Source organism: Streptomyces smaragdinus (genome assembly GCF_009604385.1).
GTDB lineage: Bacteria > Actinomycetota > Actinomycetes > Streptomycetales > Streptomycetaceae > Streptomyces > Streptomyces smaragdinus.
This window is the reverse complement of the sequence record NZ_WEGJ01000003.1, coordinates 206,323-228,144: the sequence shown is the minus strand read 5'-3', so window position 1 is coordinate 228,144 and position 21,822 is coordinate 206,323. Positions and strand designations below refer to the sequence as shown.

2 protein-coding genes are annotated in these 21,822 nt (G+C 73.3%); both read left to right on the top strand.

Annotation, left to right across the window (positions count from 1 at the left end; translation table 11 throughout):
• Positions 1 to 47: 47 nt before the first annotated feature.
• Positions 48 to 10,907, top strand: coding sequence for a non-ribosomal peptide synthetase (locus SRB5_RS07125; RefSeq protein ID WP_153450580.1), 10,860 nt, complete (start codon positions 48 to 50; stop codon positions 10,905 to 10,907).
• Between the two features lie 61 nt (positions 10,908 to 10,968).
• The gene (locus SRB5_RS07120) at positions 10,969 to 21,822 is read left to right on the top strand and encodes a non-ribosomal peptide synthetase (RefSeq protein WP_153450579.1); all 10,854 of its coding nucleotides are present in this window, start codon (positions 10,969 to 10,971) and stop codon (positions 21,820 to 21,822) included.

The window sequence follows — 21,822 nt, the reverse complement described above, 5'->3', positions numbered from 1 at the left end:
CCGGCCCGTCCCGATCAGCCGCACCAGCAATCCGGGGAGATCTGTCTATGTCTTCGTCCATGGGCGAGCGCCGTCCGCTCACCGTCGCGCAGCAGGGTGTCTGGTACGCGCAACAGCTGAACCAGGACAACATGTTCATGGTCAGCGAGTACCTGGAGATCCACGGCCCCGTCGACGTGCCGCTCTTTGAGCGGGCGCTGCTGCTCACCCTGGACGAGGTCGAGACCGCCCGGGTGCGCTTCACCGAGGACGACGAGGGCCTGTGGCAGACGCTCGTCCCGCCCCGGCTGGACGTCCGCCACGTCGACCTCAGCGACCGCCCCGACGGCCGCGAGACCGCCGTACGCATGATCCACGACCAGCTCAACGACCCCGTCGACATGGAGAACGGGCCGCACTTCAACGACCTGCTCATCAAACTCGCCGACGACCGCTGGCTGTGGTGCCAGCGCAACCACCACATCATCGGCGACGGCGCCGGCGGCCGGATCTACAGCGAACGCCTCGCCGAGGTCTACACGGCCCTCGTCGAAGGTACGGAGTACACCCCCGGCACCTTCGCCTCCCTCGACGAGTTCATCGCCCAGGAGACCGACTACCGGGCCTCCCCCCGGTTCGCAAAGGACCAGGAGTACTGGCGCGGACGGATGGCCGACCGCCCCGAGCCGGTCGGCCTCACCTCCGCCGCCGCGCCCGCCTCCGCCACCTTCAACCGCGCCGCCACCGCCCTGCCCCCGCACCTCGTGGACCGCCTCAAGGAGGTCTCCCGCGACGCCCGCGCCACCTGGCCCATCGCCGTCATCGCCGCCGTCGGCGCCTACCTCCACCGCGTCACCGGCGCCCGCACCATCCCCATCGGCTTCCCCCTCGCCGCCCGCACCACCCCCGTCCTGCGCGCCACCCCCGGCCTCGTCTCCAACATCCCGCCCCTCACCCTCGACATCACCCCCGGCACGACCTTCGCCGAGCTGCTGCGCCAGTGCGCCCTCGAGGCCCGCACCGTCATGCGCCACCAGCGCTACCGGCAGGAGGACATCCTCCGCGACCTGAAGGCCGCCGGCGGCGCCGACCGGCTGTACGGCGTCGTCACCAACGTGATGCCGTTCGACTACTCGGCCACCTTCGCCGGCCACGCCGTGACCGCCCACAACGTGTCCGTCGGCGTCATCGAGGACATCGAGATCAGCTTCCTCGACCGCAACGACGGCCAGGACCTGCAGCTCAACTTCGACGGCAACGACGCCCTCTACACCGAGGCCGACCTCGCCGCCCACCGCGACCGCTTCCTGCGCCTCCTGGACCACCTCCTCGCCGCCCCCGGCGACCCCCTCGGCCGTACGGGCCTGCTGGCCGGTGCCGAGGCGCACGCCCTGCTCACCGCCCGCAACGACACCACCCGCACCGACGACGGCGGACTGCGCCACATCACCGCCCGCGTCCGCGACCACGCCCGCACCCGGCCGGCCGCCGTCGCCGTGACCGACGACCGCGGCGACACCGACTACGCGACCCTCGCCGCCGCCGCCGACGAGGTCTCCCGCCGGCTGCGCGCCGCCGGAGTCCGCCGCGGCGATGTCGTCGGCCTCCTCACCGCGCCCGGCGCCGGCTTCGTCGCGTCGGTGCTCGGCGTCCTGGGCCTCGGCGCCGCCTACCTCCCCCTCGACGCCGAGGCCCCCGCCGCCCGCGCCGCCGCACTCCTCGGCCGCTGCTCCGCCGCCGTGCTCGTCGCGCCCGCCGCCCTGACGGAGCTCGCCGGACGTGTCGCCGCGGAGGCCGGCGCCTCGGTGGTCGTCGCGCCCGACCCGGCGGAGGTCACCGCCCGCACCCTCGGCGACCTGCCCGAACTCGGCGCCGACGACCTCGCGTACGTCCTGTTCACCTCCGGCTCCACCGGGCTGCCCAAGGGCGCCATGGTCCACCACGGCGGCATGAACAACCACCTCCTCGCCAAGGTCGAGGACTGCGCCCTCACCGCCGCCGACAGCGTCGTCCAGAACGCGCCCCTCACCTTCGACATCTCCGTCTGGCAGATGCTCGCCCCCCTCGTCGCCGGCGGCCGCGTCCGCGTCGTCGGCCGCGACACCGCCGCCGACCCCTGGGCCCTCTTCACCACCGCAGCCGACGAGCGGATCACGGTCCTCGAGGTCGTACCGTCCCTGCTGCGCGCCGCCCTCGACGGCTGGACCGGCGACCGACCGCCCGCCCTCCCGGACCTGCGCCTCCTCATGGTCACCGGCGAGGCCCTGCCGCCCGACGTCGGCGCCCGCTGGCTCGCCGCGTACCCGGACATCCCCCTGATCAACGCCTTCGGCCCCACCGAGTGCTCCGACGACGTCACCCACGCCGTCCTCGCCACGCCCGGCGACCTCGACGGCCCGGCGGTCCCCATCGGCACCGCCGTCCGCAACACCCGGCTGTACGTCCTGGACGACAGCCTCCACCCCGTCCCCGACGGCCACCCCGGGGAGCTGTACGTCGCCGGCACCGGCGTCGGCCGCGGCTACCTCGCCGACCCCGGCCGCACCTGCGCCGCGTTCGTCGCCGACCCGTACGCCACCGAACCCGGCGCGCGCATGTACCGCACCGGCGACTACGTCCGCTACGACTCCCGGGGCCGGCTGGTCTTCCTGGAGCGCCGCGACCACCAGGTGAAGATCCGCGGCCACCGCATCGAACTCGGCGAGGTCGAGGCCGCGCTGGCCGCCGACCCGTCGGTCACCCAGGCCGCCGTCGTCGTACGCGAGGACCGCCCCGGCGACAAGCAGCTCGTCGGGTACGCCGTCACGGACGAGGAGCCCGGGGCGCTGCGCGCGCGGCTGGCGACGCTGCTGCCCGGGTACATGGTGCCGTCGGCGGTCGTCGTCCTCGACGCGCTGCCGCTCACCCCCAACGGCAAGCTCGACCGCAAGGCGCTGCCCGCGCCCGAGGCCGGCGCCGACGAGGGGCGGGCGCCGCGGACGATGCGGGAGGAGATCCTCGGCGGGCTGTTCGCGGACGTGCTGGGGGTGGCGTCGGTCGGGACCGACGACAGCTTCTTCGACCTCGGCGGGCATTCGCTGCTGGCGACGCGGCTGGTCAGCCGGATCCGGCGGGCGTTCGGCAGCGAGCTGTCGGTGCGGGAGGTCTTTGAGCACCCGACGGTCGCGGGGCTGGCGGCCTGTCTGGACGGCGCCGTTGCCGGGCGGCCGGAGCTGCGGGTGAGGGAGCGGCCGGGGGTGGTGCCGCTGTCGTTCGCGCAGCAGCGGCTGTGGTTCCTGGACGGGCTGGACCGGGACGGCGGGATGTACAACATTCCGGCGGCCATTCGGCTGGAGGGGCCGGTCGATGTGGCGCGGCTGCGGGCGGCGCTGAACGCGGTCGTCGCGCGGCACGAGGCGCTGCGGACGCTGTTCCCCGAGGTCGACGGGCAGCCGGTGCAGGTGATCCTGCCCGAGGTCGAGGTGCCGTTCTCCGTACGGGAGATCGGGGAGGCGTCGCTGGACGGGGCGCTTTCCGAGGCGGCCCGGTACCGGTTCGACCTGGCGGCCGAGGTGCCGGTGCGGGCCGAGCTGTTCCGTACGGGAGCCGACGCGTGGGTGCTGGTCGTCGTGCTGCACCACATCGCGGGTGACGGGTGGTCGCTGGCGCCGTTCATGCAGGGGCTGGAGGCCGCGTATCTGGGGGAGGAGCTTGCCGGGCTTCCCGTGCAGTACGTGGACTACGCGCTGTGGCAGCGGGAGGTCTTGGGGTCGGAGGACGACCCGGCGAGTGTGATCTCCGGTCAGCTGGCTTACTGGCGGGAGCAGTTGGCCGGGGTGCCGGAGGTGCTGGAGCTGCCGGCCGATCGTGCGCGGCCGGCGGTCGCCACGTATCGCGGCGATCGCGTGGCGTGGGCGCTGGACGCGTCGGTGCACGCGGGTGTGGTGGCGCTGGCGCGGCAGGCCGGCGTGAGTGTGTTCATGGTGCTGCAGGCGGCCGTGGCCTCGCTGTTCTCGCGGCTCGGGGCAGGGGAGGACATCCCGCTCGGGACCGGGGTCGCCGGTCGGACGGACGTCGCGCTCGACGAGGTCGTTGGGTTCTTCGTGAACACGCTGGTGCTGCGGACTGACGTCTCGGGCGACCCGAGCTTCACTGAGCTGCTGGAGCGCGTACGGGAGACGGACCTGTCGGCCTTCGCGCACCAGGACGTGCCGTTCGACCGTCTGGTCGAGGTGCTGAACCCGGAGCGTTCCCTCGCGCGGCATCCGTTGTTCCAGGTCATGCTGCTGCTGCAGAACAATCAGCCGGCGGAGCTCAATCTGCCCGGCGTGACGCCCTCCCTGGTGAAGATTCCCGGGGCGCCGGCCAAGTTCGACATGACCTTCGACCTCGAGGAGGCCTTCGACGACGCGGGCCGGCCGGCGGGTGTCGTGGGTGACATCGAGTTCGCGTGGGATCTCTTCGACCGGGAGACGGTCGTGGAGCTCGGTGCGCGGCTGGCCCAGGTGCTCGCGCAGGTGACGGCGGACGCCGGGCTGCGGGTGTCGGAGCTGGACGTGCTGGCGGACGGCGAGGCCGGGCTGCTGGAGACGTGGGGCCTGGGCGATGTCGTCTCGGAGCCGGGGATGGTGGACCGGTTCGAGGCGCGGGTGGCGGCGGCTCCGTCGGCGGTGGCTGTGGTCTCCGGTGACGAGCAGGTGACGTACGGGGAGCTGAAGGAGCGGGCGGACCGGCTGGCCGGGGTGCTCGCGGGCTGCGGTGTGGGGCCGGACCGGCTGGTCGGGGTGGCGCTGTCGCGGTCGATCGACCTGGTCGTGGCGCTGTGGGCCGTGGTCAAGTCCGGCGGTGTGTATGTGCCGGTGGACCCGGATCTGCCGGCCGAGCGCATCGCGCTTGTGCTCGGGGACGCGGCGCCGACGTGTGTGGTGACCACCGGCGATCTGGTGGACCGGCTGCCTTCCGACGGGCTGCGGCTGGTGCTGACGGATGACCTTCCGGAAACGACGCCTGTCTCCTGTGTGGAGGCGTCCGGGGACTGCCTGGCGTACGTGCTCTACACGTCCGGGTCGACGGGTCGGCCGAAGGGCGTGGGCGTTACGCGGGGCGGCTTGGAGAACGTGCTGGCCGACATGGGGGCTCGGTTCTCCGTGGACGAGTCGGACGTGTTCCTGGCGGTGACGACGTTCGGGTTCGACATCTCGAACGTGGAGATCTTCGTTCCGCTGCTGGCGGGTGGCCGGCTGGTGCTGGCGACCCGTGATGTGGTCCTGGACCCGGTCCAGTTGGGTGATCTGGCCGTCGCGTGTGGGGCTACGTTCCTTCAGGCGACCCCTACGTACTGGGAGACCCTGGTCCAGCAGGTCCCCGAGGCGCTGAGCGGCCTGCGTGGTCTGCTGGGCGGCGAGGCCGTCTCGGCGTGGCTGGCGGACCGTCTGCGTGAGATCACGCACGGCGTGACCAACGGCTACGGGCCCACGGAGACCTCGGTGTACTCGGTCGTCGGCGCCATGGACGGCCCCGAGGGCGTGGTGCCCGGCATCGGCCGGCCGGTCGCCGGCACGGACGTCTTCGTGCTCGACTCCGAGCTCTGCCGCGTTCCCGTCGGCGTTCCGGGCGAGCTCTACATCGCCGGCGCCGGCGTCGGACGCGGCTACGTCGGCCGCGCCGTCCTCACGGGCGAGCGCTACGTCGCCAACCCGTACGGCGACTCCGGCTCCCGGATGTACCGCACCGGCGACGTCGTCCGCTGGCGCCGGGACGCGACGCTGGAGTACCTGGGCCGCGCCGACGACCAGGTCAAGATCCGCGGCTTCCGTATCGAGCCCGGCGAGGTCGAGGTCGTCCTGGCGGAATGCCCCGGCGTGGCCAAGGCCGCCGTGGTCGTCCGCGAGGACCGCCCCGGCGACAAGCAACTCGTCGCCTACATCGTCGGCGACGCCGACCACAGCACCCTCAAGGGCGCCGTCGCCTCCCGCCTCCCCGCCTACATGGTCCCCTCGGCGTTCGTCGCCCTCGACGAACTCCCCCTCACCGCCTCCGGCAAGCTCAACCGCCGCGCCCTCCCCGCCCCTGAGTACGAAAGCGCCGCGTTCCGGGCCCCGCGTACACCCGCCGAGGAAGTCCTCTGCGGCATCTTCACCGAACTCCTGGGCGCCGAACGCGTCGGCGTCGACGACAGCTTCTTCGACCTCGGCGGCCACTCCCTCCTCGCCACCCGCCTCATCAGCCGCATCCGCTCGGCCATGAGCGTCGAGGTCGGCGTCCGCGACATCTTCGAGTCCCCGACCGTCGCCGGCCTCGCGGCCCGGCTCGACCGCTCGGCCGCCGTGCGGACGGCGCTGGGTGTACGGGAGCGGCCGGACGTCGTGCCGCTGTCGTTCGCGCAGCAGCGGCTGTGGTTCCTGGACCGGCTGGACCGGGACGGCGGCATGTACAACATCCCCGCCGCCGTACGCCTCCAGGGCCCCGTCCACACCGAGCGGCTGCGGGCGGCGCTGAACTCCGTGGTCGCGCGGCACGAGGCGCTGCGGACGCTGTTCCCGGAGATGGACGGCACGCCGGTGCAGGTGATCCTGCCGGGCGCCGACGTCCCGTTCGCCGTGCACGACACCACCGAGCGGGATCTCGCGGGCGAGCTGACGGCCGCGGCCGGCTACCGGTTCGATCTGTCGGCCGAGATCCCGGTGCGGGCCGAGCTGTTCCGTATGGGCCCGCAGGTGTACGTCCTGCTGGTCGTCCTGCACCACATCGCCGGTGACGGCTGGTCGCTGGCGCCGTTCATGCGGGATCTGGAGGCCGCGTACCTGGGGCAGGAGATCCCGGAACTGCCCGTGCAGTACGCCGACTACGCGCTCTGGCAGCGCGAGGTGCTGGGCTCCGAGGACGACCCGTCGAGCGTGATCGCCGGGCAGCTCGCGTACTGGAAGGAGCAGTTGGCCGGCTCCCCGGACGCGCTCGAGCTGCCCACCGACCGCCCGCGTCCCGCCGCCGCCTCGTATCGCGGTGGCCGGGTGGACTGGAGCCTGGACGCGGACACCTGCGCGGGGCTGGTCGCGCTGGCGCGGACGTCCGGCGCGAGTGTGTTCATGGTGCTGCAGGCGGCCGTCGCGGCACTGTTCTCCCGGCTCGGGGCGGGGGAGGACATCCCGCTCGGCACGGGTGTGGCCGGCCGTACGGATGTGGCGCTGGACGAGGTAGTCGGGTTCTTCGTGAACACGCTGGTCCTGCGTACGGACGTCTCGGGCGACCCGACCTTCGCGGAACTGCTGGACCGCGTACGGGAGACGGACCTGTCCGCCTTCGCCCACCAGGACGTGCCCTTCGACCGCCTGGTCGAGGTCCTCAACCCCGAGCGCTCCCTCGCCCGCCACCCGCTCTTCCAGGTCATGATGGTGCTCCAGAACACCCCGGAGCCGGACCTCAACCTGCCCGGCGTCACCCCCTCCATCGAGCAGGTCCTCGACCCGCCCGCGAAGTTCGACCTCTTCTTCGACCTGCGGGAAGTGGCCGACGGCGGCGTCCAGGGCGTCGTCGAGTTCGCCCGGGACCTCTTCGACCGGGAGACCGTCGAGGCGCTGTGCGCCCGGCTGTCCCTCGTCCTCGGCCAGGTCACGGCGGACCCGCGGCGCAGGACGTCCGAACTGGACGTGCTGCTGCCGGCGGAGACGGTGGCCGCCGAGGCCGGGGCGCGGGTCGCGCCGGAGCTGTCGCTGACGGAGTTCTTCGCCCAGCAGGTCCTCGAGACGCCTGCCGCCGTCGCCCTCGTCGGCCCCGACGGTACGGAGCTCACGTACACCGAGCTGTACGACCGCGTCGGCCGCTGGGCCGCCGTCCTGCGCCGCAACGGTGTCCGCGGGGGCTCGCGCGTCGCCCTCCTCATGGACCGCTCGCCGGACCTGGTCGTCGCCGAGCTCGCCGTCGTCCGGGCCGGCGGCGCGTACGTCCCGCTGCACGACGCCCACCCGGCCGAGCGGCTGGCGTGGATCGTACGGGACTCCGAGTCCGTACTGCTGCTCACCGACCGTACCGAGGTCCCCGGAGAGCTGGCCGGCGCGGCGCCCACCCTGACCGTCACCGACCTCACCGCGGCCCCCGACACCCCGCTCCCGGAGGAGGAATGGCGCGCCGGGGCGACCGGACTCCCCGCGTACGTGATGTACACCTCCGGCACGACCGGCGTCCCCAAGGGCGTCGTCGTCACCCACGGCAACGTCGCGGACCTCGCCCTCGACCCCTGCTTCGACGGCGGCGGCCACGACCGCGTCCTGATGCACGCCTCCCACGCCTTCGACGCCTCCACCTACGAGCTGTGGGTCCCCCTCCTGCGCGGCGGCACCGTCGTCGTCGCCCCGACCGGCCTCCTCGGCCCCGACGAGCTGCGCACGGCCGTCGAACGGCACGGCGTGACCGGGCTCTTCATGACGACCACCCTGTTCAACGCCGTAGCCGCCGAGCGCGTGGACGCCTTCGAGGGCCTGCGCGAGGTGTGGGCCGGCGGCGAGAAGGTGTCGGCGGAGGCCTTCGGCCGGGTGCGGGCGGCGTGGCCCGGGATCGGGCTGGTCAACGGCTACGGCCCGACCGAGACGACCACCTTCGCCACCTGCCGCCCGGTGGCGGACGACTGGACCCCCGCTGACGGCGTGCCCATCGGCCGCCCCCTCCGGGGCATGCGCGCCTACGTCCTCGACGCGAGGCTGCGACCGGTCCCGGTCGGTGTGCCCGGCGAGCTGTACCTGGCTGGCCACGGCGTCGCGCAGGGCTACGGCCGCCGGCCCGGGCTGACGGCGGAGCGGTTCGTCGCCTGCCCGTACGGGGCGGCCGGCGAGCGGATGTACCGTACCGGCGACATCGTCCGATGGACCCGGGACGGGGACGTCGACTACGTCGGACGGGCCGACGACCAGGTCAAACTCCGCGGCTTCCGGATCGAGCTCGACGAGATCGTCGCCGAGCTGTCCCGGTACGAGGGCGTCTCGCGCGCCGTGGTCGTGGTCCGCGAGGACCGTCCCGGCGACCGCCAGCTCGTTGCGTACGTCGTCGGGGACACCGACGGCCTCCCGGAACACGCGTCCGCGCGGCTCCCCGCCTACATGGTGCCGTCGGCGTTCGTCCCCCTCACCGAACTCCCGATGACCCCCAACGGCAAGCTCGACAGGCGTGCCCTGCCCGCCCCCGACCCGCGCATCTCGACGGCGGAAGAGCGCACGGCCGTCATGCCGCGCACCAAGCGCGAGGCCGTCCTGTGCGAGGTGTTCGCCGGGGTGCTGGGCCTGGACCGGGTCGGGGTGGACGACGGGTTCTTCGACCTCGGCGGCGACAGCATCGCGTCGATCCAGCTGGTCAGCCGGGCCCGTAAGGCGGGGCTGGTGTTCACCGCGCGGGACGTCTTCGAGCTGCGGACGGTCGCCGAGCTGGCGGCCGTGGCCGTGGAGGAGTCCGTGGAGGCCGCCGGGCGCGACGGTGTGGGCGCGCTGCCCGCGACGCCGGTGATGGAGTGGCTGCGGGCCGGCGGTGGTTCGGTGGACGGCTTCAACATGTCGTACGTCGTGCCCGTCCCGGCGGGGCTGCGCAAGGCCGACCTCACGGCGGCGGTGCGGGCGGTCGTGGACCATCACGACGCCCTGCGGGCCCGCCTCGTCGCCACCGACGACGGCTGGTCGCTGGAGGTCCCGGAGGCCGGGGCGCCGCTCGAGCCGGTGACCCGGATCAACGTGGCGGGCAAGACGGAGGCCGCCGTCCGGAAGCTCGTCGAGCGCGAGGCCGTGAAGGCGCGGGCCCGACTGGCGCCGCAGGACGGGGTGATGATCCAGCTCGTCTGGTTCGACGCCGGCGCGGAGGCCGACGGCCGGCTGCTGGTGATGATTCACCACCTCGTCGTGGACGGCGTCTCCTGGCGCATCCTGCTCCCGGACCTCGCCGCCGCCTGGCAGGCGGTCTCCACGAAGAACCCCGTCGAACTCGAGCCCGTCGGCACCTCCGTCCGCGGCTGGGCGACCGCCCTCGCCCAGGCGTCCGGTACGGAACGCTGGACCGCCCAGCTGCCCTTCTGGCAGGACACCCTGGCCGGCGGCAGCGGCCCCCTGGGCGTCAAGCCCCTCGACCCGGCCCGCGACACCATCGGCACCGCCCGCTCGGTGACGGTCGTGCTGGCCCCGGAGGAGACCGAGGCCCTCCTCACCACCGTCCCGTCGGTGTTCCGCGCCGGGGTGAACGACGTGCTGATCTCCGCCCTGGCCATGGCCATGGAGGAGTGGGCCCCGGACTACGCCGCCGACGGCATGCTCCTGGACCTCGAGGGCCACGGCCGTCACGAGGACGTCCTGGCCGCCGGCCACGATCTCTCCCGTACCGTCGGCTGGTTCACCTCGATGTACCCGGTACGGGTCTCTGCCGGCAGCATCCCCTGGCCCGAGGTCCGCGCCGCCGGACCTCAGATCGGCGGCGTGCTCAAGCAGGTGAAGGAGCAACTGCGCGCCGTCCCCGACCAGGGCCTCGGTTACGGCCTCCTCCGCTGGCTGAACCCCGCCACCGGCCGCGAACTCGCCGCCCACGGCACCCCGCTCGTCGGCTTCAACTACCTGGGCCGCTTCGCCGCCGACGACGGCGACGGCCAGGGCGAGCACTGGGTCTCCGTCGACGAGGGCGCCGGCGGCATCGGCGAGGAAGACCTCCCCTTCGGCCACGCGCTGGAGATCAACGCCACCACCCTGGACGGCCCCGCCGGCCCCAGCCTGCACATCAACCTCACCTGGCCGCGGGCCCTCCTGGAGGAGGCCGAGGTGACCCGGCTGGGCGAGCTGTGGCGCCAGGCCCTGGCCGCCGTCACGGCCCACGCCCAGAACCCGGACGCCGGCGGTCTCACCCCCTCCGACCTGTCCCTGGTCCCCCTCTCCCAGAACCTCATCGACCTGCTCGAGGAAGAGGACGCCGAGTACGACGACGCCTACTGACACCCACGGCGACGCGCCGGCACCGCTCCCCTCCTCCCCTCAGCTCGGAAAGGCATTGGTCATGAAGAAGTCGGCGATCGAGGACGTTCTCCCCCTCTCCTCCCTCCAGGAAGGCCTCCTCTTCCACGCGCTGTACGACGACAAGGCGCCGGACGTCTACACGGTGCAGCTCTCCGTGGAGCTGCGGGGCCCCCTCGACAAGACCCGCCTGCGCACTGCCGCCGGCGCCCTCCTGCACCGCCACCCCAATCTGCGCGCCGCGTTCCGGCACAAGGGCCTGGAGAAGCCCGTCCAGGTGATCCGCCGTCAGGTACGGACCCCCTGGACGGACCTCGACTTCACCGCCGACGGCGACGGCGCGGAGGCGGCGTTCGCCGCGTACGCCGACGAGGACCGCACCCGCCGCTTTGACATGGCCCGCCCCCCGCTGGTCCGTTTCACCCTCGGCGAGCTGCCGGGGCAGCGGTGGCGGCTGCTGGTGACCATCCACCACATCCTCATCGACGGCTGGTCGGTGCCCGTCGTCCTGGACGACCTCTTCGAGCTGTACGAGCGCGACGGCGACCCGTCCGGGATGCGGCGGGTCACCCCGTACCGCGACTACCTCGCCTGGCTGACCCGCCAGGACACCGACGGCGCGCTCGACGCCTGGGACCGCGAGCTCACGGGACTGGCCGCGCCGACCCTCCTCGGCGCCGGGCAGGCTGGCGGCACGCCGACGGTGCCGCGGTCGGTGCACGTGGTGCTGGAGCGCGAGCTCACGGAACGCCTCGGTGCGACCGCGCGGCGGCGGGGCTGGACGGTCAACACCCTGATCCAGGGCGCCTGGGGCCTCGTCCTCGGCTCCCTCCTCGGCCGGGACGACGTGGTCTTCGGCGGTACGGTCTCCGGCCGGCCGCCGGAGCTGCCGGGCATCGAGACCATGGTCGGGATCCTCATCAACACCCTGCCCGTCCGCGTCCACTGGCAGCCCGGCGACCGGCTCGCCGACCTGTTCACCGGACTGCAGGCCCGCCAGAGCGCCCTCACCGCCCACCAGCACGTCCAGCTCGGCGAGATCCAGCGCCGGTTCGGGCAGGGCGAGCTCTTCGACACGGCCACCGTCTTCGAGAACTTCCCCCTCGGCGCCGAGCAGGCACCCCCGCTGCCCGACGGCCTCGAGATGACCGGCGTCGACGCCCGCGACGCCACCCACTTCGCGATCAGCCTGGTCGGCATGCCCGGCGACGAGCTGACGTTCCGTATCGACTACCGCCCCGACGCCGTCACCGACGATGCCGCGACCCGGATCGGCGGCTGGCTGCACGACATCCTCCGTACGGCCGCCGACGACCCCGAGCGGACCGTCGCCGCCCTCGGCCTGCTCACGGACGCCGACCGCCGGCGCATGCTCGTCGACTGGAACGACACCGGCCACCCGCTCCCCGACACCACCCTCACGGCGCTCCTTGAGGAGGCGGCAGCCGCCCACCCCACGGCCCCCGCCGTCGGCGTCGGCGACACGACCGTCGACTACGCGGAGCTGCACGCCCGCGCCAACCGCCTCGCCCGCCTGCTCGCCGCCCGCGGCGCCGGGCCGGAGACCATGGTCGCCGTGGCGCTGCCGCAGCGCACGGACCTGGTCGTGGCCCTGCTCGCGGTGCTGAAGAGCGGCGCCGGCTATCTGCCGCTCGACACCGGGCACCCCGCGTCCCGGATCGCCGGCATGTTCGAGGAGACCCGGCCCGTCTGCCTCGTGTCCACCACCGAACTGGCCGGGCAGCTGCCGGAAGGGGGTCTCGGCACCGTCCTGCTGGACGATCCCGCCGTGGCCGCCGAGCTCGACGGGCTGTCCCCGACCCCCCTCTCGGACAGCGACCGCCGCTCCCCGCTGCTGCCCGGCCACCCGGCTTACGTCATCTACACCTCCGGCTCCACCGGCCGCCCCAAGGGCGTCATGGTCGAACACCGGGCCGTCGTCAACTACCTGCTGTGGACGCTCGACATCTATCCCGCGTCCGCCCGCAGCACCCTCCTGCACTCCCCGGTCTCCTTCGACCTCACGGTCACGGGTCTGTACGCCCCGCTGGTTTCCGGCGGCACCGTGCACCTGACGCGCTTCACCGACGGCCTCCCCGACCCGGACGCCCCCGTACCGGCCGAGGGCGTGGCGTTCCTGAAGGGCACGCCCAGCCACCTCGCCCTGCTCCAGGCCCTCCCGGCCGAGTACAGCCCCACGGCGGAGCTCGTCCTCGGCGGCGAGCCGCTGCCGGGCGCGCAGCTCGACGCGTGGCGGGCGGAGCACCCGGGGGTGCGGGTGATCAACGAGTACGGGCCGACGGAGACGACCGTCGGCTGCACGGCCCTGGCGATCGAGCCGGACGACGAGATCCCGGCGGAGATCCTCTCCCTGGGTACCGCGATGTGGAACGCCCAGCTGTACGTGCTGGATTCGATGCTCCGGCCGCTGCCGCCGGGGATGGTCGGCGAGCTGTACGTGGCTGGTGACTGTCTGGCCCGCGGGTACGCCGACCGTCCCGATCTGACGGCGGGGCGGTTCGTGGCCAACCCCTTCGGGGAGTCGGGCGCGCGGATGTACCGCACGGGCGACATGGTGCGGTGGTGCGACGACGGGACGCTGGAGTTCGCGGGGCGGGTCGACGACCAGGTGAAGATCCGGGGGTATCGGATCGAGCTGGGTGAGGTCGAGTCCGTCGTCGCCGAGCATCCGTCCGTCAGCCAGGCCGTCGTGCTGGTACGGGAGGACGGGCAGGGCGACAAGCGGCTCGTCGCCTATGTGGTGGCCTCCGGGACGGAGGGGCTGAAGGAGTACGCCGCCGGGCGGCTGCCCGAGTACATGGTGCCGTCCGCCTTCGTCGCGCTGGACGTGCTGCCGCTCACCGCGAACGGGAAGCTCGACAAGCGGGCGCTGCCGGCGCCGGAGGACGCGTCCGCCGTATCCGTGCGGGGGCGGGGGCCGCGGAACTCCACGGAGGAGCGGCTGTGTGCCGTCTTCGGGGATGTGCTGGGGCTCGCGTCCGTCGGGATCGACGACAGTTTCTTCGATCTGGGCGGGCACTCGCTGTCCGCGACGCGGCTGGTCAGCCGGATCCGGGCGGAGTTCGAGGCCGAGCTGTCGATCCGGGTGGTGTTCGAGCACCCGACGGTCGCGGGGCTGGGGCAGGCGCTGTTCGGTGCCGAGGCCGGGCGGCCGGCGCTGCGGGTGAGGGAGCGGCCGGACGTGGTGCCGCTGTCGTTCGCCCAGCGGCGGCTGTGGTTCCTCGACGGGCTGGACCGGGACGGCGGGATGTACAACATTCCGGCGGCGGTCCGGCTGGAGGGGCCGGTCGATGTGGCGCGGCTGCAGGGCGCTTTGGACGCGGTCGTCGCGCGGCATGAGGCGCTGCGGACGCTGTTCCCCGAGGTGGACGGTCAGCCGGTGCAGGTGATCCTGCCGGAGGCCGGGGTGCCGTTCGCCGTGCGGGAGGTTACGGAGGCCGGGCTCGACGGGGCGTTGTCGGAGGCGGCGGGGTATCGGTTCGACCTGGCGGCCGAGATCCCGGTGCGGGCGGAGCTGTTCCGTACGGGGCCCGAGGCGTGTGTGCTGCTGGTCGTGCTGCATCACATCGCGGGTGACGGGTGGTCGCTGGCGCCGTTCATGCGGGATCTGGAGGCGGCGTATCTGGGGCGGGAGGTCCCGGGGCTGCCGGTGCAGTACGCGGACTACGCGCTGTGGCAGCGGGAGGTGCTGGGGTCGGAGGATGATCCGGCGAGCGTCATCTCGGGTCAGCTGGCTTACTGGCGGGATCAGTTGGCCGGGGTGCCGGAGGTGCTGGAGCTGCCGGCGGATCGGCCTCGGCCCGCGGTGGCCTCGTATCGCGGGGATCGGGTGGCGTGGCGGCTGGACGCCGGTACGCATGCTGGGCTGGCGGAGCTGGCGCGGCAGGGTGGCGTGAGTGTGTTCATGGTGCTGCAGGCCGCCGTCGCGTCGCTGTTCTCGCGGCTCGGGGCGGGGGAGGACATCCCGCTCGGGACCGCTGTGGCCGGGCGGACGGATGTGGCGCTCGACGACGTGGTCGGGTTCTTCGTCAACACGCTGGTGCTGCGTACGGATGTGTCGGGCGACCCGACCTTCACGGAGCTGCTGGAGCGGGTGCGGGAGACGGACCTGTCGGCGTTCGCCCACCAGGACGTGCCCTTCGACCGTCTGGTCGAGGTGCTGAACCCGGAGCGTTCCCTCGCGCGGCACCCGTTGTTCCAGGTCATGCTGCTGCTGCAGAACAACCAGCAGCCCGAGCTCAATCTGCCCGGCATCACCCCGTCGGTGCGGGAAGTCGCGGCCGGGGTCGCCAAGTTCGACATGATCTTCGACCTTCAGGAGGACTTCGACGACGAGGGCCGTCCGGCCGGGCTGGTCGGTGACATCGAGTTCGCCACGGATCTGTTCGACGCCGAGACGGCCCGGGGGATCGGTGAGCGTCTGGCCGGGCTGCTGGGGCAGACCGTCGCCGAGCCCGGGCTGCGGGTGTCGGAGCTGGATGTGCTGGTGGACGGCGAGGCCGGGCTGCTGGAGACGTGGGGACTGGGTGATGTCGTTTCGGAGCCGGGGATGGTGGACCGGTTCGAGGCGCGGGTGGCCGCGAGTCCGTCGGCGGTGGCTGTGGTCTCCGGGGACGAGCAGGTGACGTACGGGGAGCTGAAGGAGCGGGCGGACCGGCTGGCCGGGGTGCTCGTGGGCTGCGGTGTGGGGCCCGATCGGCTGGTCGGGGTGGCGCTGTCGCGGTCGGTGGATCTGGTGGTGGCGCTGTGGGCCGTGGTCAAGGCCGGCGGGGCGTATGTGCCGGTGGATCCGGCGCTGCCGGCGGAGCGCATCGCGATGATTCTCGGGGATGCGGCGCCGGCCTGCGTGGTGACGACCGGTGAGCTGGGGGACCGGCTGCCGGTGGATGGTCTCCAGCTGGTGCTGACGGATGATCTGCCGGAGTCTGTGAAGCCTGTCTCCTGTGTGGAGGCGTCCGGGGACTGTCTGGCGTATGTGCTGTACACGTCCGGGTCGACGGGTCGGCCGAAGGGCGTGGGGGTCACGCGCGGTGGTCTGGAGAACGTGCTGGCCGACATGGGGGCTCGGTTCTCCGTGGACGAGTCGGACGTGTTCCTGGCGGTGACGACGTTCGGGTTCGACATCTCGAACGTGGAGATCTTCGTTCCGCTGCTGGCGGGTGGCCGGCTGGTGCTGGCGACCCGTGATGTGGTGCTGGACCCGGTCCAGTTGGGTGATCTGGCGGTCACGTGCGGGGCTACGTTCCTTCAGGCCACGCCCACGTACTGGGAGACCCTGGTCCAGCAGGTCCCCGAGGCGCTGACCGGTCTGCGTGGTCTGCTGGGCGGCGAGGCCGTCTCCGCGTGGCTGGCGGACCGTCTGCGTGAGATCACGCACGGCGTGACCAACGGCTACGGGCCCACGGAGACCTCGGTGTACTCGGTCGTCGGCGCCATGGACGGCCCCGACGGCGTGGTGCCCGGCATCGGCCGGCCCGTGGCAGGCACCGAGGTGTTCGTCCTCGACGCCGGCCTCCGCCAGGTGCCCGTCGGAGTCCCGGGCGAGCTCTACATCGCCGGCGCCGGCGTCGGACGCGGCTACGTCGGCCGCGCCGTCCTGACCGGCGAGCGCTTCGTCGCCAACCCCCACGGGGACGAGGGCGAGCGCATGTACCGCACCGGCGACGTGGTCCGCTGGCGCCGCGACGGGACCCTGGAGTACCTGGGCCGCGCCGACGACCAGGTCAAGATCCGCGGCTTCCGCATCGAGCCCGGCGAGGTCGAGGTCGTCCTGGCCGAATGCCCCGGCGTGGCCAAGGCCGCCGTCGTGGTCCGCGAGGACCGCCCCGGCGACAAGCAGCTCGTCGCCTACATAGTCGGCGACGCCGACACCGCCGGCCTCCGCGAGCGCGCGGCGGCCGTCCTCCCGCCGTACATGGTGCCCTCGGCCTTCATGGCCCTCGACGAGCTCCCGCTCACCGCCTCCGGCAAGCTGAACCGCCGCGCCCTCCCCGCCCCGGTGTACGAGGGCACGGAGTTCCGGGGGCCGCGTACACCGGCCGAGGAAGTCCTCTGCGGCATCTTCACCGAGCTCCTGGGCGCCGAGCGCGTCGGCGTCGACGACAGCTTCTTCGACCTCGGCGGCCACTCCCTCCTCGCCACCCGCCTCGTCAGCCGGATCCGCGCCGCGCTCGACGTCGAGCTGTCGGTACGGGCGGTGTTCGAGTCGCCGACCGTCGCCGGGCTGGCCAAGTCCCTCGCCGATGCCGGTGCGGGCCGGCCCGCGCTGCGGGTGATGGAGCGTCCCGACGTTCTGCCGATCTCCCTCTCCCAGCAGCGGCTGTGGTTCCTGGACCGGCTGGACAGCAACGGCGGCATGTACAACATCCCCGCCGCCATCCGGCTGAACGGCCCGGTCGACGTCGAGCGGCTGCGCCGGGCGCTCAACGCGGTGATGGCGCGCCACGAGGCCCTGCGCACCCTGTTCCCCGAGGTGGACGGCCGCCCGGTGCAGGTTATCGTGCTGGACGCGGAGGTCCCCTTCACCGTCCGGGAGATCGCCGGGGCGGACCTCGCCGAGGTGCTGCCGCCCGCGATCGCCCACCGCTTCGACCTCGAGACCGAGCTGCCGATGCGGGCCGAGCTGTTCCGTACGGGCCCGCAGATGTACGTCCTGCTCGTCGTCCTGCACCACATCGCCGGCGACGGCTGGTCCCTGACCCCCCTCATGCGCGACCTCGAGGCCGCGTACCTGGGCCGTGACCTGCCGGAACTCCCCGTCCAGTACGCCGACTACGCGCTCTGGCAGCGCGAGGTGCTGGGCTCCGAGGACGACCCCGACAGCGTCATCGCCGGGCAGCTCGCGTACTGGAAGGAGCAGCTGGCCGACGTCCCCGAGACGCTGGAGGCGCTGACCGACCGTCCGCGCCCCGCCGTCGCCACGTACCGCGCCGGCCGCACGGAGTGGAAGCTGGACGCCGCGGCCCACGCGGGCGTGGCCCGGCTCGCGCGCGAGTCCGGCGTCAGCGTCTACATGGTGCTGCAGGCCGCGCTGGCCGCCCTCTTCTCCCGGCTCGGCGCCGGGGACGACATCCCCCTCGGCAGCGGTGTGGCCGGCCGTACGGACGTGGCGCTGGACGAGGTCGTCGGGTTCTTCGTCAACACCCTCGTCCTGCGTACGGACGTGTCCGGCGACCCGACCTTCGCGGAACTGCTGGACCGCGTACGGGACACGGACCTGTCGGCCTTCGCCCACCAGGACGTGCCCTTCGACCGTTTGGTCGAGGTACTGAATCCCGAGCGTTCCCTCGCCCGTCACCCCCTGTTCCAGGTCATGCTGATGATCCAGAACGCCCCGGAGCCCGCGCTGAACATCCCCGGCGTGACGCCCTCCGTGGTGGAGGTGGCCGGGGCGCCGGCCAAGTTCGACCTCGCCTTCGACCTCCAGGAGCTCTTCGACGAAGAGGGCCTCCCGGCCGGTCTGGCGGGCGACATCGAGTTCGCCCGGGACCTCTTCGACCGCGAGACGGTCGACGCGCTCTGCGCCCGCCTCTCCCAGGTGCTCGCGCAGGTCACGGCCGACCCCGGGCGCGCGGTGTCCGCTCTGGACGTACTGCTGCCCGCGGAGGAGCGGACCCTGACCGCCGCGGCCGGCGAGCGCCTCGCCCCGGAGCTGGCGCTGACGGAGTTCTTCGCCCTCCAGGTGCTGGAGGCGCCGGCCGCCGTCGCCCTCGTCGGCGCCGACGGTACGCAGCTCACCTACGCCGAGCTGCACGACCGCGTCGGCCGCTGGGCCCACGTCCTGCGCGGGCGCGGCGTCCGCGCGGGCTCGCGGGTGGCCCTGCTGATGGACCGCTCGCTGGACCTGGTCGTCGCCGAACTCGCCGTCATCTGGGCCGGCGGCGCCTACGTCCCCCTCCACGACGCCCACCCCGCCGACCGCCTCGCCTGGATCGCCCGGGACAGCGAGGCCGTCCTCCTCCTCACCGACCGCGCCGACGTCCCCGGCGAGCTCCGCGGAGCCGTGGACACGCTCACCCTCGACGCCCTCGCCGACGCCGCCTGCATCGGCGGCCTGCTGGCGGAGGAGGAGTGGCGGGCCGTCACCCCCGGCCTCCCGGCGTACGTGATGTACACCTCCGGCACGACCGGCGTCCCCAAGGGCGTGATCGTCACCCACGGGAACGTCGTCGACCTGGCCCTCGACCCGTGCTTCGACGGCGGCGGCCACGACCGCGTGCTGATGCACGCCTCCCACGCCTTCGACGCCTCCACGTACGAGATGTGGGTCCCCCTCCTGCGCGGCGGCACGATCGTCGTCGCCCCGCAGGGCCTCCTCGGCCCCGACGAGCTGCACGCCGCCGTGGAGCGGCGCGGCGTCACGGGCGTCGCGATCACCACGACCCTCTTCAACACGATCGCCGCCGAGCGCGTGGACGCCTTCGCGGGCCTGCGCGAGGTCTGGTTCGGCGGCGAGAAGGCGTCCGCGGAGGCCATCGGCCGGGTGCGGGCGGCGTGGCCGGGGATCCGGCTGGTCAACGGCTACGGCCCGACGGAGACCACGACCTTCGCGACCTGCTGGCCCGTGCCCGGCGGCTGGACCCCGGCCGACGGCGTGCCCATCGGCCGCCTCCTGCAGGGGATGCGGGGGTACGTCCTCGACGCGGCGCTGCGCCCGGTCCCCGTCGGCGTACCCGGCGAGCTGTACCTCACCGGCCACGGTGTGGCGCAGGGCTACGGCGGGCGGTCGGCGCTGACGGCGGAGCGGTTCGTGGCAAGCCCGTTCGGGGCGCCGGGGGAGCGGATGTACCGTACCGGCGACATCGTCCGGTGGACGCGGGACGGGAACATCGGCTACGTCGGACGCACCGACGACCAGGTCAAGATCCGCGGCTTCCGCATCGAGCCCGGCGAGATCGAGAACGCCCTCCTCGCCGGCCCCGGCGTCTCCACGGCGGCCGTCGTCGTACGCGAGGACCGCCCCGGCGACAAGCAGCTCGTCGCCTACGTCGTCGGCGACACCGACGGCCTCCCGGAACACGTGTCCGCGCAGCTCCCCGCCTACATGGTGCCCTCGGCGTTCGTGCGGCTCGACGAACTGCCGCTGACCCCGAACGGCAAGCTCGACGTCCGGGCGCTGCCCGTGCCCGAACGCGCCGTGGACAGCAAGGCCCCGGACGGCGGCCTGCCCACCAACCGCAGGGAGGAGATCCTCGCCGGCATCTTCCGCGACATCCTCGGCGTGGACCGGGTCGGCGTGAACGACGGGTTCTTCGACCTCGGCGGTGACAGCATCGCGTCGATCCAGCTGGTCAGCCGGGCCCGCAAGGCCGGGCTGATCTTCACCGCGCGGGACGTCTTCGAGCGGCAGTCCGTCGGTGAGCTGGCCGCCGTGGCGGTGGAGGAGTCCGTGGAGGCCGCGGGCCGGGCCGGTGTGGGCGAGATGCCCGCGACGCCGGTGATGGAGTGGCTGCGGGCCGGCGGTGGTTCGGTCGACGGGTTCAACCAGTCGTACGTGGTGCCGGTGCCCGCGGGGCTGCGGCTGGACGACCTCACGGCGGCCGTGCGGGCGGTCGTGGACCATCACGACGGGCTGCGGGCGCGGCTCGTGGTCACCGGCGACGGCTGGACGATGGAGGTCCCCGAGCCGGGTGCGCCGCTGGACCTGGTGACCCGGGTGGACATCCGGGGCGAGGACGAGGCGGCAGCCATCGAGCGCGAGGCCGAAGCCGCACGGGCCCGACTCGCCCCGCAGGACGGCGTGATGGCCCAGCTCGTCTGGTTCGACGCCGGCGCGGAGGCCGACGGCCGGCTGCTGGTGATGATCCACCACCTCGTCGTCGACGGCGTCTCCTGGCGCATCCTCCTCCCCGACCTCGCCGCCGCCTGGCAGGCGGTCTCCACGAAGAACCCCGTCGAACTCGAGCCCGTCGGCACCTCGATGCGCGGCTGGGCCTCCGCCCTGGCGACGGCGGCCGGTACGGAACGCTGGACCGACCAGCTCGGCTTCTGGCGCGACACCCTCGCCCACGGCCGCGGCCCCCTGGGCGCAAAGCCCCTCGACCCGGCCCGCGACACCATCGGCACGGCCCGTACCGTGACCGTCGTCCTGCCGCCCGAGGAGACCGAAGCCCTCCTCACCACCGTCCCGTCGGTGTTCCGCGCCGGGGTGAACGACGTCCTGATCTCCGGCCTCGCCATGGCCATGGACGAATGGGCCCCCGCCTACGCGGCCGACGGCATGCTGCTCGACCTCGAGGGCCACGGCCGCCACGAGGACGTCCTGGCCGCCGGCCACGACCTCTCCCGTACGGTCGGCTGGTTCACCTCCCAGTACCCGGTACGGGTCTCCGCCGGCCGGGTCCCGTGGACCGAGGTCCGGGCGGCCGGACCGCAGGTCGGCGGGGCGCTCAAGCAGGTCAAGGAGCAGCTGCGGGCGATCCCCGACCAGGGCCTCGGCTACGGCCTCCTGCGCTGGGTCAACCCGGACACCCGGGGCGAACTCGCCGGCCAGGCACCGCCGCTGATCGGCTTCAACTACCTGGGCCGCTTCTCCGCCGACGACGGCGACGGCGGGGGCGAGCACTGGGTGTCGGTCGGCGAGGGCGCCGGCGGCGTCGGCGAGGAGGACCTGCCGTTCGCGCACGTCCTGGAGATCAACGCCGCCACCATGGACGGCGCCGGCGGCCCCAGCCTGCACATCACCCTGTCCTGGCCGAAGGCCCTCCTGCGCGAGACCCAGGTGAACCGCCTCGGCAAGCTCTGGCGCCAGGCCCTCGGCGCGCTCACCACCCACGCCGACAACCCGGACGCCGGCGGTCTCACCCCGTCCGACCTGTCCCTCGTACCGCTGTCGCAGCACCACATCGACCTGCTCGAAGCAAAGCTGAGGAAGTGA